The sequence below is a fragment of the Ectothiorhodospira magna genome (assembly GCF_900110965.1).
Taxonomy (GTDB): domain Bacteria; phylum Pseudomonadota; class Gammaproteobacteria; order Ectothiorhodospirales; family Ectothiorhodospiraceae; genus Ectothiorhodospira; species Ectothiorhodospira magna.
In genome coordinates, this window is sequence record NZ_FOFO01000005.1 from 102,000 (window position 1) to 117,115 (window position 15,116).

General features: G+C 61.4%; 13 protein-coding genes and 1 rRNA gene. 5 read left to right on the forward strand and 9 right to left on the reverse strand.

Annotated features, from left to right (window positions below):
- Positions 1–20: 20 nt before the first annotated feature.
- The 3 genes from BMX62_RS03390 (at position 21) to BMX62_RS03400 (ending at position 2,413) form a co-directional block, all read left to right on the forward strand.
- A complete protein-coding gene (locus BMX62_RS03390) occupies positions 21–713 on the forward strand; it encodes a TorF family putative porin (RefSeq protein ID WP_090204165.1) in 693 nt (230 codons plus the stop codon).
- Positions 714–784: 71 nt separating this feature from the next.
- On the forward strand, positions 785–1,123 hold the full coding sequence (gene glnK / locus BMX62_RS03395; protein ID WP_090204170.1) for a P-II family nitrogen regulator: 339 nt from the start codon (positions 785–787) through the stop codon (positions 1,121–1,123).
- A gap of 36 nt (positions 1,124–1,159) precedes the next feature.
- The gene (locus BMX62_RS03400) at positions 1,160–2,413 is read left to right on the forward strand and encodes an ammonium transporter (protein WP_090204174.1); all 1,254 of its coding nucleotides are present in this window, start codon (positions 1,160–1,162) and stop codon (positions 2,411–2,413) included.
- 64 nt (positions 2,414–2,477) lie between these two features.
- On the opposite strand, the gene BMX62_RS03405 is transcribed toward BMX62_RS03400, so the two are convergent.
- From BMX62_RS03405 to BMX62_RS03435, 7 genes are all read right to left on the reverse strand, one after another.
- On the reverse strand, positions 2,478–3,023 hold the full coding sequence (locus tag BMX62_RS03405; protein WP_143339651.1) for a hypothetical protein: 546 nt from the start codon (positions 3,021–3,023) through the stop codon (positions 2,478–2,480).
- An 83-nt stretch (positions 3,024–3,106) separates the two neighbouring features.
- Positions 3,107–3,928: an OmpA family protein gene (locus tag BMX62_RS03410; RefSeq protein ID WP_202906192.1), complete on the reverse strand. Its 822-nt coding sequence runs from the start codon at positions 3,926–3,928 to the stop codon at positions 3,107–3,109.
- A 196-nt stretch (positions 3,929–4,124) separates the two neighbouring features.
- The gene (locus BMX62_RS03415; RefSeq protein ID WP_090204183.1) at positions 4,125–5,435 is read right to left on the reverse strand and encodes an MFS transporter; all 1,311 of its coding nucleotides are present in this window, start codon (positions 5,433–5,435) and stop codon (positions 4,125–4,127) included.
- The gene (locus BMX62_RS03420; RefSeq protein ID WP_090204188.1) at positions 5,432–6,034 is read right to left on the reverse strand and encodes a cytochrome b/b6 domain-containing protein; all 603 of its coding nucleotides are present in this window, start codon (positions 6,032–6,034) and stop codon (positions 5,432–5,434) included. The genes BMX62_RS03415 and BMX62_RS03420 overlap by 4 nt, the downstream gene beginning before the upstream one ends.
- Positions 6,031–7,644, reverse strand: a complete 1,614-nt coding sequence (locus BMX62_RS03425) for a tetrathionate reductase family octaheme c-type cytochrome (RefSeq protein WP_238375835.1) — start codon at positions 7,642–7,644, stop codon at positions 6,031–6,033. The genes BMX62_RS03420 and BMX62_RS03425 overlap by 4 nt, the downstream gene beginning before the upstream one ends.
- 113 nt (positions 7,645–7,757) lie before the next feature.
- Entirely contained in the window at positions 7,758–8,720 is a 963-nt protein-coding gene (locus BMX62_RS03430) for a glycosyltransferase family 2 protein (protein WP_238375837.1), read from the reverse strand.
- A gap of 113 nt (positions 8,721–8,833) precedes the next feature.
- Complete coding sequence (locus BMX62_RS03435; RefSeq protein WP_090204195.1) at positions 8,834–9,751, reverse strand: lysylphosphatidylglycerol synthase transmembrane domain-containing protein; 918 nt, start codon at positions 9,749–9,751, stop codon at positions 8,834–8,836.
- Positions 9,752–9,861: 110 nt separating this feature from the next.
- Between BMX62_RS03435 and BMX62_RS03440 the strand changes: the two genes are divergently transcribed.
- Both BMX62_RS03440 and BMX62_RS03445 read left to right on the forward strand, forming a co-directional pair.
- Positions 9,862–11,442, forward strand: a complete 1,581-nt coding sequence (locus BMX62_RS03440) for an ArnT family glycosyltransferase (protein ID WP_090204199.1) — start codon at positions 9,862–9,864, stop codon at positions 11,440–11,442.
- A 68-nt stretch (positions 11,443–11,510) separates the two neighbouring features.
- On the forward strand, positions 11,511–13,031 hold the full coding sequence (locus BMX62_RS03445) for a YifB family Mg chelatase-like AAA ATPase (RefSeq protein ID WP_090204203.1): 1,521 nt from the start codon (positions 11,511–11,513) through the stop codon (positions 13,029–13,031).
- A gap of 11 nt (positions 13,032–13,042) precedes the next feature.
- Here BMX62_RS03445 and typA read toward each other — a convergent pair whose 3' ends face one another.
- Together typA and rrf are read right to left on the reverse strand one after the other, a co-directional pair.
- Positions 13,043–14,863: a translational GTPase TypA gene (typA, locus tag BMX62_RS03450; protein ID WP_090204207.1), complete on the reverse strand. Its 1,821-nt coding sequence runs from the start codon at positions 14,861–14,863 to the stop codon at positions 13,043–13,045.
- A gap of 181 nt (positions 14,864–15,044) precedes the next feature.
- Positions 15,045–15,116: ribosomal RNA gene (gene rrf, locus BMX62_RS13445) — 5S ribosomal RNA — on the reverse strand; the annotation flags it as partial.

Consider the following 15,116-nt stretch of genomic DNA (forward strand, 5'->3'; position numbering starts at 1 on the left):
ATCACTCAGGAGATCGACACATGCACAGCACGTTCAAGAAAGCCGCCATCACCAGCGCCGTGACCGCCGCCCTGCTGGCCGGTGGGCTGGTGACGTCCACGGCTTCTGCCGAGATCAGCGCCAATATCGGCCTCACCAGCAACTATCTGTTTCGGGGCGTGAGCGAGAGTGATGACAGGGCCGCCATTCAGGGCGGCATTGATTTTGAGCATGAGGGGGGATTTTATCTCGGCACCTGGACCTCCAGCCTGGATGGTTCCGCAGACCGGGGAGGGTACGAAGTCGACCTGTATTTTGGCGTCGCCGGTGAAATGGGGGGTTCCGGGGTGGGGTTTGATGTGGGCTACATCTACTACGCCTATCCGGGGGCCGAGAGTGCCGATGATGCCAACTTCGGTGAACTCTATGGCGCCCTGGATTTCATGGGGCTATACGGCATGATCAATTATGTGACCAATGCTGACGACAGCGACCTGGAAAGTTCGCTTGCCTATGAAATCGGTTACAGCTTTGGGGCCACGCCCGACATTGCCCTGGGCGCTACCATCGGTCATGTCAACTGGGATCACCGGGACTGGGAAGACTATACCTGGTGGTCCCTCTACCTGACCAAGGCCACCGCCATGGGTGACTTCACCTTCGCCTATACCCAGAACGATACCGACGAGGACGACGACCCGCGCTTTAATGTCTCCTTCGTCATGAGCTTCTGAGTACCAGAAACCTCTCAATCACATCAGGATTCGGCCTGACCGGACGCGGGCCGTTTCCCAGGAGCACCCAGATGAAACTAGTCACTGCCATCATCAAGCCGTTCAAGCTGGACGACGTGCGCGAGGCGCTTTCCGAGATCGGGGTGCAGGGCATCACCGTCACGGAGGTCAAGGGCTTCGGGCGTCAGAAAGGGCATACGGAGCTGTATCGGGGGGCCGAGTACGTGGTGGACTTCCTGCCCAAGGTCAAGCTGGAAGTGGCCGTGGACAATGCCCTGGTGGACCAGGTCATCGAGGCCATCAGCAAATCGGCCAACACGGGCAAGATCGGGGACGGCAAGATCTTCGTCTTCCCGCTGGAGCAGGCCATCCGCATCCGTACCGGAGAAAGCGGTTCCGACGCACTGTAAAACCATAAGCCGACCCACGTCGGCGGGGGACATACCGTGGAAAGTCAAGTCATAGAAATTGCATACGCCCTGGATACGTTCTATTTCCTCGTATCCGGCGCACTGGTCATGTGGATGGCCGCAGGGTTCACGATGCTGGAGGCGGGCCTGGTCCGCTCCAAGAGTACCGTGGAGATTCTCACCAAGAACATCGCGCTGTATTCCATCGCCTGTATCATGTACATGCTGATCGGCTACAACATCATGTACGGGGACGGCTTCAATTCCCTCATCCCCAGCTTCATGCCGATCCTGAGCAGCGTGGATAACTCCGTCGAAGAGGTGCTGCTAAGCGGCGGGGAAATCTACTACTCCAATCTGTCGGACTTCTTCTTCCAGGTGGTCTTTGTCGCCACCGCCATGTCCATCGTCTCCGGTGCCGTGGCCGAGCGCATGAAGCTCTGGGCGTTCCTCATCTTTGCTGTGGTGCTCACCGGCTTCATCTATCCCTTCCAGGGTTTCTGGAGCTGGGGCGGCGGCTTCCTGGACGAACTGGGTTATCTGGATTACGCCGGTTCCGGCATCGTACACATGACCGGTGCGGTGGCGGCCCTGGCCGGTGTGCTGCTTCTCGGCGCTCGTAAGGGCAAGTACGGTCCCAAGGGGCAGATCAATGCCTTGCCAGGTGCCAACATGCCCCTGGCCACCCTGGGTATCTTTATCCTCTGGCTGGGCTGGTTCGGCTTTAACGGCGGCTCCGAGTTGAAGATCTCCGATGTGGAATCCGCCAATGCCGTGGCCCGTGTCTTCACCAACACCAACCTGTCCGCCGCCGGCGGCGTGGTGGCGGCCCTGATCACCTCCCGCCTGCTGTTTGGCAAGACCGACCTCACCATGGGTCTCAACGGCGCCCTGGCTGGCCTGGTGGCCATCACGGCGGAACCCCTGATGCCCCATCCGTTGCTGGCCACCACCATCGGCTTCATCGGTGGCGTGCTGGTGGTGTTCTCCATCGTCCTGCTGGACAAGATCCGCATCGACGATCCGGCTGGCGCCATCTCCGCCCACGGCACAGCGGGTATCTGGGGTGTGTTCGCGGTGCTGCTGTCCAACCCGGATGCCAGCTTCGTGGCTCAGTTGGTGGGTATCCTGTCCATCTTCACCTTCGTCTTTACCCTGAGCATCCTGTTCTGGCTGATCCTCAAGTACACCATGGGTATCCGGGTGAGCGAGGAAGACGAAATGAGGGGCGTGGATATTGCCGAATGCGGTCTGGAAGCCTATCCGGAGTTCACTGCCGGACGTAAATGATCCTGATCGGGTAATTTATTCATCATCTTGACGGAAGCGGGCGCCAAAGGCGCCCGCAGTTCGTTCAATCAAAGTCATCTCCATCGGCATCCCCCATGGCAAACAGCATATCCAGTTGCTCCATGTAGGGCAGTACGGCGCGAATCTCTGCGCTTGGTACTTCAGCCATTTGCGCCCGGGTGTTCTGCAGGGACTGAAAAAAAGGCATGGCCATCAGGGCTTCACGCTCTTCTGCCGGCATATCCTGCAAGGCAGCCTGGAATTCATCCAGGGCGACCATGCTGGTATGGGCAATGTAAGCCCGCAGAATATGGGCCGATTGTGTCGCAAAGGTTGCCACGGTGGGATAGCCATTGCTCCGGATAATACGTTCGGCCTCCTGATTACCCGCAAGTACCGCCATGAACTCGCCCTGCATGGCCTGAATATCGAGGAATTTCAGTTCATCATCCTCGTCGTCGTCTTCAAAATCCTCTTCATCGATGTGAGGCAAAATCTGTTGATAGGTGGCCATGAAGCGCTCTATGTCCGAGGCGGTGAGATTCATGGCCAACACCTGACCTGTCAGCAGGAAAAACAGGCTGGCCAAGACTGCAATGGATCTAAGCATGAGAGTGACCTGGTTCCGGGTTGCCGTGGTGGAGTTGGATTACTTGAGTCTGTGGCAGGATGTGATAACGGGGCAAGTGGATCCTAGAACCGCTCGGGGATACGGCCCGTATCATCGGAGATGATAATCTCGACCCGTCGATTTTTCTGGCGCCCCAGGGATGTGGCGTTGCTGGCTACGGGGTAATCAGATGCCAGTCCCCGGACCGCGACCCGATGAGGGGAAATGCCTCTGAGCATCAGGGCATCCCGGACGGCCTCGGCCCGTTGCAGAGAAAGACGCCGATTAAAGACGGGATCACCAGTATTATCTGTATGTCCTTCCACCAGCACCGTATGTCTGGGGTGGGCTGCCATAAATTCGCTTAACCGGTTGATGGTTCGGGCAGCGCCGGGCTTGAGGTCGGCACGGCCAGAGTCGAACAGTACATCACCCAGGGTCAATACCATGCCGCGGGAAGTCTGTTGCATGTCCATACCCTGGGCATTTTGGGCCATCTCTTCCATCCCTCGACCGGGGGCCTTTGGCCGGCTGCGTTCCGGGGCGCCATTGAAATTGACCAGTTGCGACTCCAAAGCCATGGCACGGGACAATGCCGCTTCGGCTTCCCGGCTGCGGGCTTCGGCATGCTCCCTGGCCAGGCCTGCCAGGGCGCGAGCACGGGCCATGGCCACTTCGGCTTCCCGGGCGCGCATTTCTGCGTGTTCTCTGGCCATTTCCGCATCCCTGAGTTCTTCCAGGGAGCCACGCCCGTTGATGGCACCAAGTCCTGACCGATCAGTTTCCCCGGTCTGAGCCTGGGGCTGAGTCGTGGGGGGCAGTGCAGCGCAGCCTGTCAGCGTGGTCAGGATGGCCAGAGCCAGAATGGCTGGAGCAGTATTGCGGGCATGATATCGAGCTTGCATGGAATGATTTCTCGGAGCTTTGTGCGTCATGGTCTGTATGGAGGTTCCGGGTTTCCACGGCAGGAGTCAGTGGTTGCCCACATAGGCAAACACTAGCTTAGCACCCACTTCCATTAGGGTCATGTACCTGTAAAGCTCTATGGCCACAGTCAGGGGCTTCTCGCCCCTGCTTTGTCAAACTGTTGTCTGGATGGATTCACCTTGCAGGGAGGGATACATTCCGACAGCCGGTTTCTACCAGCCGCCAGGATGCGATGGCAGCCAGGGCAGCAAAGCCGGTGAGTAGCCACAACCCGCGCTGATAGTCGGCTGCCGTGTATATGGGGACGCCGTCGCCTGTAAGGCCGGCCCAGCCCAGGTCCATGGCCCAGCCGAACAGGGGCTGGAACAGGGCCGCCCCCAGGAACAAACCGGTATTGACCAGGGCGATGGCCATACCTGAAAGCGCCGGGTCCGTCACTTCCTTGGCGTGGGCATAAGCCACCACAAAACAGCCGGCGCTCAGGCCCATCAGGGTAAACAGGGTCAGGCCGGAGGCGCCCGGCCCCCAAGGCAGAAACAACAGCCCCAAGCAGACGCTCAGATACACCAGGGCACCGGCCTGCAGCACCGGACGGCGCCGCCCCAGACGGTCGGAAAAGCTGCCCGCCAACAGACAACCGATGGCAAAGGCCACCGTAGCCACGGTGGTATAGATCGAGGCGTCCCCCCGACTCAGGCCATGCACATCCCGCAACAGGGGAATGGCCCAAAGTCCCAACATGCCGAACAGGCTGCCGGTGATACCAAAGTCATAGACAAACCCCGGCCATAGCCGGCGATTGGCCAGTACAGCCCGCAGGTCTTTGATCCAGTGCTGTTTTCTGGGAGCATGAGGGGGCAAGCCTTCCATCTCCCGCACCGAGGGAAAGCCCAGCTGTTCAGGACGGTCCCTGACCAGCCACCAGGAAAGCAGGGCAAGAACAATGGCGACGATCCCCAGGGCTACAAACAGGCTGCGCCATTCTACATAGAGCAGCATCAGGGCCAGGGGTCCGGTAGCGGCAATGGCGCCCAGATTGCCCAGCAGCAGGGTGAGTCCGCTGATGCTGCCGTACTTGCGGTCGCTGAACCAGACGGTGTTGCTTTTCATGAGACCGACGAAGACCACCGAGACCCCCAGGCCCACCAGGAAACGGCCCACGCTGGCGGTGGCCAGGGTATCCGCCAGCCCGAAGACGATGGAACCGCTGCCGGCCACCAGGTTGCCCAGGGTGACGGCATAGCGGGATCCCAAGGTATCCGCCAGCACCCCGGCGGGGATTTGCATGGCGGTATAGATGTAGAAATACATGGCCGACAGCGAACCCAGTGCCGCTGCCGTCACGCCGAAGGCGGCACTGAGTTCGCTGGAGACCATTGCCGGTGCAAAGCGATGGAAGAACACCAGCATGTAGGCGGCGATGAGGACGCTGTAGATGGTCCAGCGAATCCGTTCAAAACGGGCCGGATCGTAACCACTGCTCATTTTTGGCTCTCCTGATACCCGGTCACCATGGACTTGAGATAGGCATACCAGGGATGACCGGTGGTGGAGGCCATGTAGATGTGGCCGATCAGGAACAGCATCAGGGCGAAGGTGGCCGCCACGTGGGCGTAGGCCACCCAGGCCAAGGGCAACAGATCGCCCATGAACGTCCCCTTCCAGGCGGCATAGGTCAGCAGCAGCAGACCGGATACCCACAACGCCGGTGCAATCGCCGCCTTGAAACCGAAATAGGCCAGTCGCTGCAGCGGATTATGCTTGCTGGACGGTGATGTCACGAAGGGCTTGGCTTCGCCGGAGAAGATCCCGTAGGCGTAGTACAGCATCACCGCCGGCAAGCCCCGGTGGGTGGGCACATACTGGCGCCACTCCCCCGTCACCCCATGCCAGAAGATGGCAAAGGCCCACAGACCGATCAGGCTCAGGGCCATGACGATATGGACCTTGAGGGCCGTGTCATAGGCCATCAGGCCATGACTGCCGTGCAGTGCCAGCCCGGTGAACAACAGGCCGAAGATCAGGATCGTCTGCGTCCAGTGCCAGAAACGCTCGAACAGGGTGAAAATGGGTATCTTGCTCATGCAGCGCCTCTCATCCGGCGACGGTGGATCAGATAGCGTCCCAGGCCGTGGGCCATCACCGCCAGCAGGGTCAGCCATACCGCCAGCCAGCCGAAGGGTTCCCAGGGATGCCGGTCACGGCCGGGGATATAGACCCCCGGCAGATCCGCCAGCCGGCCGTCCACGCTGTGGCAGGATTCACAGCTCAGGGCATCCTCCCTGGGCGCCACCATGTGATTGACCGGCCAGTACATGCGGGTGTCCACAAAGCCGTACTCGCCGCTGAACCCGGCCTCGGTCTGGCCCGTGCGGCGGGCGGTGGCCATGCCCGATGCCAACGCCGCATCCCAGTCGTAACCCCGCCAGAAGGCGTTTTCGTCCCGTCCGAACAGGTGCGCCACCAACAGGGTGTTGTAGTGGGTATCGTAGGGTTGACGCCCCGCCATGATCTTGAAGGGCCAGATCCGGGCGCCGGGCTGCCCCGGTTCCCCCAGGGGCCGGTTCACGGGCACCGGCGCGGAAGGATCAATGGGATCCCCCAACAGGGTGTAGTGCATGTTGCCATCGAACCAGCGGTACTCCGGCACCAGGTTTTCCTCCCACTGGAAGGCGCCCTTCATGCCGTCATAGACCACCAGACCGTCTTCCATTTCCACCACGGGGCGCCCCTGTTCGTCCCGGCGCCCGGCCACGGACCAATCCCAGAGGGTCTTGGTGGGCAGCCCGCCCCGGGCAATGGCCGGGACATGGCAGGTCTGACAGGCAATGAATTCGGCATGCTGGTTGAGCTTGTTGTGAATGCCGGTGTCATGGGGCGCGGCGCCGTGGCAGGATTGACAGGCCGGTCGGTCGCTCTCCCGCCCCGGCACCGCAACACCCGCCTCGGGGGCAGCCTTGAGCTGGTAGCGGCTGCCCTGCTGGATATGGCCGGTAAATTCATGGCAGGTGGCACAGGAAAAATTCAGGCCGTCGGGGTCCATGTGCACATCCACATGGCGGGGTGGCGCCAGCAGGGAGCTGTCCAGATCGCCGTGCTTGACCGCGTCGCCCCCGCCCCCTTCAAAGTGGCAGGTGCCACAGGTTTCCCGGCTGGATCGACCCACATGGCGGGCCACATGGGCCAGATCCGGGGCCTTGAACAGTCGACCCCGGAACGGGGTATCCTCGTAGGGAGGATGACCGGCCCCGGTGGGGAATTTCACGTAGGTGCCCGTGGTGTCGTGACAGACCAGGCAGTCCACCCGATCCTCGGCGGTGAAATCGAAATGCTCGTCCTCCCAACCGTAGCCCACGTGGCAACTGCTGCAGCGCTCATAACTGCCGGCAATGCCCTGGCACAGATTGTTCAGGGCAAACCGCTTGCCCAGGGTCTGGCCGGTTTCCGGCTGCTCGAAGCGCCAGGTCCAGTGGATGCTACGGTGAACCTGCAGCGCGGCTTCCGTGTGGCATTCCAGACAGGCCCGGGTGACTTCCGGGCCACTCTGGAACGGCCCAGCCAGTTGCTCGAACTTGCGATGATCCGCCGTGGAGGACAAGGATGTCTCCGCGGGCAGGGCGGGGGTCTCGCTGGCCAGTATCGGCAAGGGGAGCAGTACCAGCGAAAGAATGAGAAGACCTGAGCGTATCGACACGTGTCACTCCGGGACGTGAATGGCAAACCGGAGACCATTAGCAGACACTAATAATCTAAAGTGAGTGTGACACAAACGCCACGCCTGCGTCCTTGATCATCATCAGGACACCCTCAGCCGGACCGGCACCAGTCATCGCCGGCGGCATCCTCGCGGTTGCGTTCACGCACCACATAGGAGCGGATCCGCCCCGACTCGAAATAGGTCCGCGCCATCAGTTCGCTCAGCACGCCGGTGGTGAGCAGCTGCACCGAGACCAGCACGCACATCACCCCCACGAACAACAGCGGCCGGGTGCCGATATCCGCTTGCAACAGCACCTTGATCAGCAGCAGATAGCCCAGAATGGCCGAGCCCAGGGCGCCAAAGAACAGGCCGATGGAACCGAAGAAGTGTCCCGGGCGCGCCTTGTAGCGCATGAAGAAGTACACCGACAACAGGTCCAGGATCACCCGGAAAGTGCGGGAGATCCCGTACTTGGAGTCGCCGTGGGCACGGGGGTGGTGGGTCACCACGTGCTCGCGGATGCGCCGCGGCGAGGTCTGGGTGGCGAACCAGGCGGGGATGAAGCGATGCATCTCGCCGTAGAGACGGACCCCCTTGAGCACCTGGGCCCGGAACACCTTGAGGCTGCAACCGTAGTCGTGCAGGTTCACCTTGGTGGTCCAGCGGATCAGCTTGTTGGCGATGCGGGACGGTACCTTGCGTTTCCACAGATCGTCATGGCGGTCCTTGCGCCAGCCCGCCACCATGTCCAGATCCTCGTCCAGCAGTCGGCGCACCATGACGGGGATATCCGCCGGATCGTTCTGCAGGTCGCCATCCAGGGTGGCGATGACGCTGCCGCGGGCATGATCGATCCCCGCCTGCATGGCCGCGGTCTGGCCGAAATTGCGCTGCAACATGAGTACCCGCACATGGCGTCCATACTGTTCCCGGGCCGCCAGCATGTGGTCCGGCGTGGCGTCGGCACTGCCGTCATCCACCAGCACCACCTCCCAGGGCATGGACAGGTCACCCAGGGCCTCATGGATACGGGCCACCAGGGGGGCCACGTTATCCTCTTCGTTGTACATGGGAATGACCAGGGACAGGCTCAGGGCCGCCTCGGTGCGGTAGACGGCGTAGCCCTGATCATCGGTGACGGCCTGCGCCGTCGCGGCATCGCCTTCGGGGTTGACGGACATGTCTATTTCTCTTTGTTGGCCGCCGGCAGCCAGGGCAACAACAGCCCACCGGCAAGCGTGGATCCAAGCAGGAAAAGGTGCAGGTTGACGGCGCCCACCAGGGCCTGTTCCACCGATACGCCAAAGGGCAGCAGGGCCGCCATCACACCGGCTTCATAGGTACCGGCGCCACCGACCCCGTGGACCGGCAGGACACTGGTCAGGTCACCAGCGATGACCGCCAGCCACAGGGCGGCGGCGGGAGCCTCCAGGAACAGGGCCAGCACCCAGACAAAAACGGCCAGTTTGACGCTCCAGTTCAGCGCCGTCCAGGCCCAGGCACGCCAGAAGTCCCGGGGAGAGGACGGCAATGCCTCCAGGGCCCGCAGAACCCACTCCCCCCATCGCCCCCGGACACGGGGCGCCAGCCAGTGCCGCAGCAGGGGCGAGGCGCGGCGCACCAGCGGCAGGCCGGACAACCACAGGACCGTGGCCGCCAGGGCCGCCGGCCATCCCACCAGCCAGGTGCCGACCGCCGCCAGGCCGAAGGCGGCGAGCACATGCAGGTCCATGAGGCGAAACCAGAGCAGCACCGGCACGGAATGCACCGCCGGTACCTGGAAGTAGCGCGCCATCAGCACCGGAAAGCTCAACTCGCCGGCGCGCATGGGCAGCAGATTGTTGAGCAGATTGTGAATCAGCGTCAGGCGCAGGCAGACCGGGAAACGGCCCCCCATCACCGACCGGTAAAAGTCATAGACCCGCCAGGCACGCAGGACATAGGTGAGCAGGGTGAGCAGGGTGGCCACCAGCAAGGCCAGCGGTGACAGATCCCGCCAGGGCGCCAGGATGCCCCCCCAACCATGGAAGACTTCCACCAGCCCGACAAAGGCCAGGAAGATGGCGATGGAGACGAGGGTTCTGGCGCGAAGCCTCAACATTCGGAAATATCCCAACACACCGCCACCCGTCGACAAGGCAAAACCCTGCCGCCGACACCACGACCGGGTTACACTGCGCACACTCCATCCAAGCCCCGCAAGCCGACATCGTGCCACGCATCCACACCTATTACCCGACGGACCTGCAGGAACTGTCACCCCGCATTCTCTGGGCCTTCCTGACGGCGGCCCTGTTCACGGCCTTCTTCTACAACCTGCACGGCGTGCCGCTATTCGACCTGGATGAAGGGGCGTTCAGTGAAGCGACCCGGGACATGCTGGCCCGGGGTGACTTCATCGCCACTTACCTCTATGGCGAGCCGCGGTATGATAAGCCCATCCTGATTTACTGGCTACAGGCCCTGAGCGTGAGCGCCTTCGGGCTCAACGAACTGGCCCTGCGACTGCCCTCGGCCCTCGCCGCCACCGGCTGGATGCTGCTGACATTCGCCTTCGCGCGGCGGGTCTGTGACCGTCATACCGCCCTGGCGGCCGCCATCATCGGCGCCACGTCCCTGGGGGTGATCATCATCGGCAAGGCGGCCATCGCCGATGCCGCCCTGCATCTGTTCATCGTCGGCGCCATGTTCGCCATCTACCTGCATTTCAAGGAAGGCGGGGTTCGCTGGGTCTATCTGGCATTCCTGTGCATGGGCCTGGGCTTTCTGACCAAGGGACCGGTGGCGGTGGTGATCCCGCTGGCGGTCAGCCTGATCTTCTATGGTCTCAAGGGCCAGTGGCGGTCCTGGCTGCGGGCGGCCTTCAATCCCCTGGGGATCATGCTGTTCCTGCTCATCGTGCTGCCCTGGTATCTGGCCATCACCTGGCGGGAAGGGCCGGGGTTCCTGATGGGCTTTTTCCTGGAGCACAACCTGGGCCGTTTCCAGGCCCCCATGCACGGCCATGCCGGTCCCTTCTACTTTTATTTGCCGGTGCTGCTGGTGGCCCTGCTGCCCTATACCACGGTGCTGATCCGGACCCTGTGGGAAGTGAGGGAGAGCTTCCGAGAGGACCTGCACGGGTATCTGCTGACCTGGTTCCTGTTCGTGCTGGTGCTGTTCTCGGCGGCCGGCACCAAGCTGCCCCATTACATCTTCTACGGCATCACCCCCCTGTTCATCCTGATGGCCCTGCACCTGGACCGGGTCCGCGGCCGGTTCTGGCTGTTCCTGCCCCCGGCCCTGCTGTTTGCCGGGTTGCTGGCCCTGCCCCATCTGGTGGACCGGATCAAGCCCCATCTGGACGACCCCTTCATTCTCGCCCTGCTGACGGACCATCATGTGCATTTCGGCCCCCTCTGGCATGGCTTCTTCGTCATTGCCCTGGTGGCCTGCCTGTTCTTCATGCTGGATCGACGCATCCAGCGCACATATCGCCTGTTTCTGATCGGCCTGACCTTGAACGTGGGCGTGGCGGGGCTGCTGCTGCCGGCGGTGGCCGGTGTCCAGCAGTCCCCCATCCGCGATGCCGGCCTGGCGGCCAGGGATCTGCCAGAAACGGTGGTGATGTGGCGCCTGAACACCCCCAGCTTCAGCATCTATGCCAACCGGGGCGTGGAGCGGCGCATGCCGGAGCCGGGGGAAGTGGCGGTGACCCGGGAGGACGCTCTGGACAGGCTGGCGCACCTCCCCCATGAAGTGCTGCACGCCCGCAACGGGGTGATCCTGGTGCGGATACTCGAAGCCCCGTAGGGAGTTCGCTCGGGTATCGGCTTTGGGTTATAGTTTGGACATCAGGGACGAGCCCCGTGGAAGGAACCATGCAACTTGCCGTTATCCGCAGTCGTGCCCAGCTGGGTATCCAGGCGCCACCCGTTCATATTGAGGTTCATCTGGCCAACGGCCTGCCCAGCTTTGCCATGGTGGGCCTGCCAGAAGTGGCTGTAAAAGAGAGCCGCGACCGGGTCCGGGCCGCCATTCAAACCAGCGGTTTTGAATTTCCTGCTCGCCGCATCACAGTCAATCTGGCTCCCGCAGACCTGCCCAAAGAAGGTGGGCGCTTCGATCTGGGTATTGCCCTGGGCATTCTGGCGGCCTCTGGACAGATTCCTCTCAACCGTTGCGACAATCTGGAATTTCTTGGCGAACTGGGTTTAACCGGTGAGTTGCGGCCAGTGCGTGGCGTACTGCCGGCAGCAATGGCAGCGGGTCAGGCTCAGCGTACCTTGATGCTGCCCAAGGGAGATGCGGACGAAGCGGCACTGGTGGAACAGGTCATCGTGATTCCGGCGGCCCATCTGCTGGAAGTCTGCGCCCATCTTCGAGGAGAACGATGCCTGGACCCCCATCCACGGCCAAGCCTTGCCACAGAAGCCGATCAATCAATACCCGACCTGGCTGATGTACGTGGCCAGCCTCAGGCCCGCCGCGCTCTGGAGGCAGCCGCTGCTGGCGGGCATCATTTATTGATGATCGGTCCGCCGGGCACTGGTAAAACCATGCTGGCCAGCCGACTGCCAGGACTGCTGCCACCGCTGGCAGAACAGGAGGCCCTGGAAACCGCCGCATTGCATGCCATCAGTCATCACGGCATCGACCCGACCCGGTGGCGAACCCGGCCCTTTCGCACGCCCCACCACACCTGCTCGGGAATTGCGCTGGTGGGGGGTGGCTCCCGTCCCAAGCCGGGAGAGATTTCCCTGGCCCATAACGGCATCCTATTTCTCGATGAAATGGCGGAGTTTGATCGCAAGGCTCTGGATGTACTGCGGGAGCCATTGGAAACCGGGCGAATTACCATTTCACGGGCTGCCCGTCAGGCAGAATTCCCGGCCCGATTTCAATTGATAGCCGCCATGAATCCCTGCCCCCAGGGCTATGACTGTGACCTGGGGGCCAACTGTCGCTGCACCCCGGAGCAGCGGCGGCGGCATCGGGGGCGTATCTCGGCACCGCTGCTGGACCGGATCGACCTGTCCATTGAAGTGCCACGCCTGCCCAGAAATGTTCTGATGGACCCTGGGCCTCCCCCGGAATCCACAGCCATCGTCAGGGCTCGGGTAGTGGCATGCCGCAATCAGCAACTGGCTCGACAGGGCACATTGAATGCAGCATTGTCAGGCCGGGAGGTGGATGCCATCTGCACCCTGGCATTGGATCAGCGACAGCTCCTGGAAACGGCCATGGACCGGTTCAGGTTCTCGGCAAGAGCCTATCATCGTATTTTACGGGTGGCCCGCACCCTGGCAGACATGGATGAGGCGCCTCGAATCGAGACGCCTCATCTGATGGAAGCCCTCAGCTATCGTGCCATGGACCGTTGGCGAGCCAGTGATGTTTGATGCCTTATTTTTTAGCCACCGCTGGCGCGGGAGGCCCGCTTGCGCTCATGTTCCAGCAATAATTTCTTGCGCACCCGGATAGCCTTCGGGGTGACTTCCACCAATTCATCGTCTTCGATGAATTCCAGCGCCTGTTCCAGAGACAGGCGCAGGGGAGGGGTCAGAATAATGTTCTCATCAGAGCCGGCGGCGCGAATGTTGGTCAGCTGTTTGGCCTTGAGGGGGTTCACCACCAGATCGTTATCCCGGGTGTGGATACCGATGACCATGCCCTCATAAACTTCTTCACCGGGACCGATGAACATGCGTCCCCGCTCCTGCAGATTGAACAGGGCAAAGCCCAGGGCCTTGCCACTGCCGTTGGCAATCAGCACCCCGTTGTTACGGGGAGCCACTGCACCGGCTCGAAATTCCCCATAGCTGTCAAATACATGGTGCAAAATACCCGTGCCTGAAGTGGCAGTGAGAAATTCCGTCTGAAAACCGATCAGGCCACGAGAAGGCACCCGGTAGTCCAGACGTACCCGCCCCTTGCCATCGGGAATCATGTCCAGCAACTCGCCGCGCCGACTGCCCAGCTTCTCCATGATGGCGCCCTGGTGCTGTTCCTCCACGTCCACTGTCACCATCTCGTAGGGCTCTTCCTTAACGCCATCACGGGTGCGCACGATGACCTCCGGACGGGATACCCCCAGTTCATATCCCTCACGACGCATGTTCTCGATCAGGATGGACAGGTGCAGTTCTCCCCGACCAGACACCCGAAATTTATCCGGGTCGTCCGTTTCTTCTACCCGCAGAGCCACATTATGCTTGAGTTCCTCCAACAGACGCTCACGCAGGTTGCGGGAAGTCACGTACTTGCCGTCACGCCCGGCAAAGGGTGAGGTGTTGACCTGGAAGGTCATGCTGACCGTGGGTTCATCCACTGTCAGGGCCTTGAGGGGTTCCACTGCCACCGGGTCACAGATGGTGTCAGAAATATACAGTTCGTCCATCCCCGTAAAGGCGATGATGTCACCGGCACGGGCTTCGGGGACTTCCATTCGGTCCAGCCCCCGAAAACCCAGAATCTGCAGCACGCGCCCATTACGCACGTTGCCTTCCCGATCCATAACCTTGACCGGGGTATTGGTTCTGACCTTGCCCCGGCTGATGCGACCAATTCCGATCAATCCCTGATAGGTGTTGTAGTCCAGGGAGGACACCTGCATCTGGAACGGACCTTCCGGGTCCACTGTGGGCGGTGGCACCTTATCCACTACGGTCTGGAACAAGGGGTCCATGTTACCTTCAGCCACCCCAGGCTCCAGGCCGGCAAATCCCTTGAGGGCAGAGCAGTACACCACCGGAAAATCCAGTTGTTCCTCACTGGCGCCCAGGCGATCAAACAGGTCAAAGATCTGATCGACTACCCAGTCAGGACGGGCACCAGGACGATCGATTTTGTTCACCACGACGATGGGACGAAAACCCATGGCAAATGCCTTGGCGGTCACAAAGCGGGTCTGAGGCATGGGGCCATCCACCGCATCCACCAACAGCAACACTGAATCCACCATAGACAACACCCGTTCCACTTCGCCACCGAAATCGGCATGGCCGGGGGTATCGACTACGTTGATCCGGTAGCCGTTCCATTCCAGAGCCGTGTTTTTGGCCAGGATGGTGATGCCCCGTTCCTTTTCCAGGGCATTGGAGTCCATCACACGCTCACCAGTCTGGGCGCGGGCGTCCAGCGTCCCCGAATATTGCAGCAGTTTGTCCACAAGAGTGGTCTTGCCATGGTCCACGTGGGCAATGATGGCGATGTTACGAAGCTTGTCGGTCATGAAAAAACGGCCTGCCGCCGGGGATTGTTGGGCAAAGGGGGCAAGAATTATACAGCCCGCGAAGTGACGCGGATATGCCAATGGACCGGAAAGAAACAGATTTCAGGTCAGGGGCTGGTTTTTGCCGCTTTGCCCACGAAAAAAACCCCGACTGGTTGACCAATCGGGGTTTGGAATAAGTGCCTGGCAGTGACCTACTTTCACATGGGGAGGCCCCACACTATCATCGGCGCTGAACCGTTTCACTTCCGAG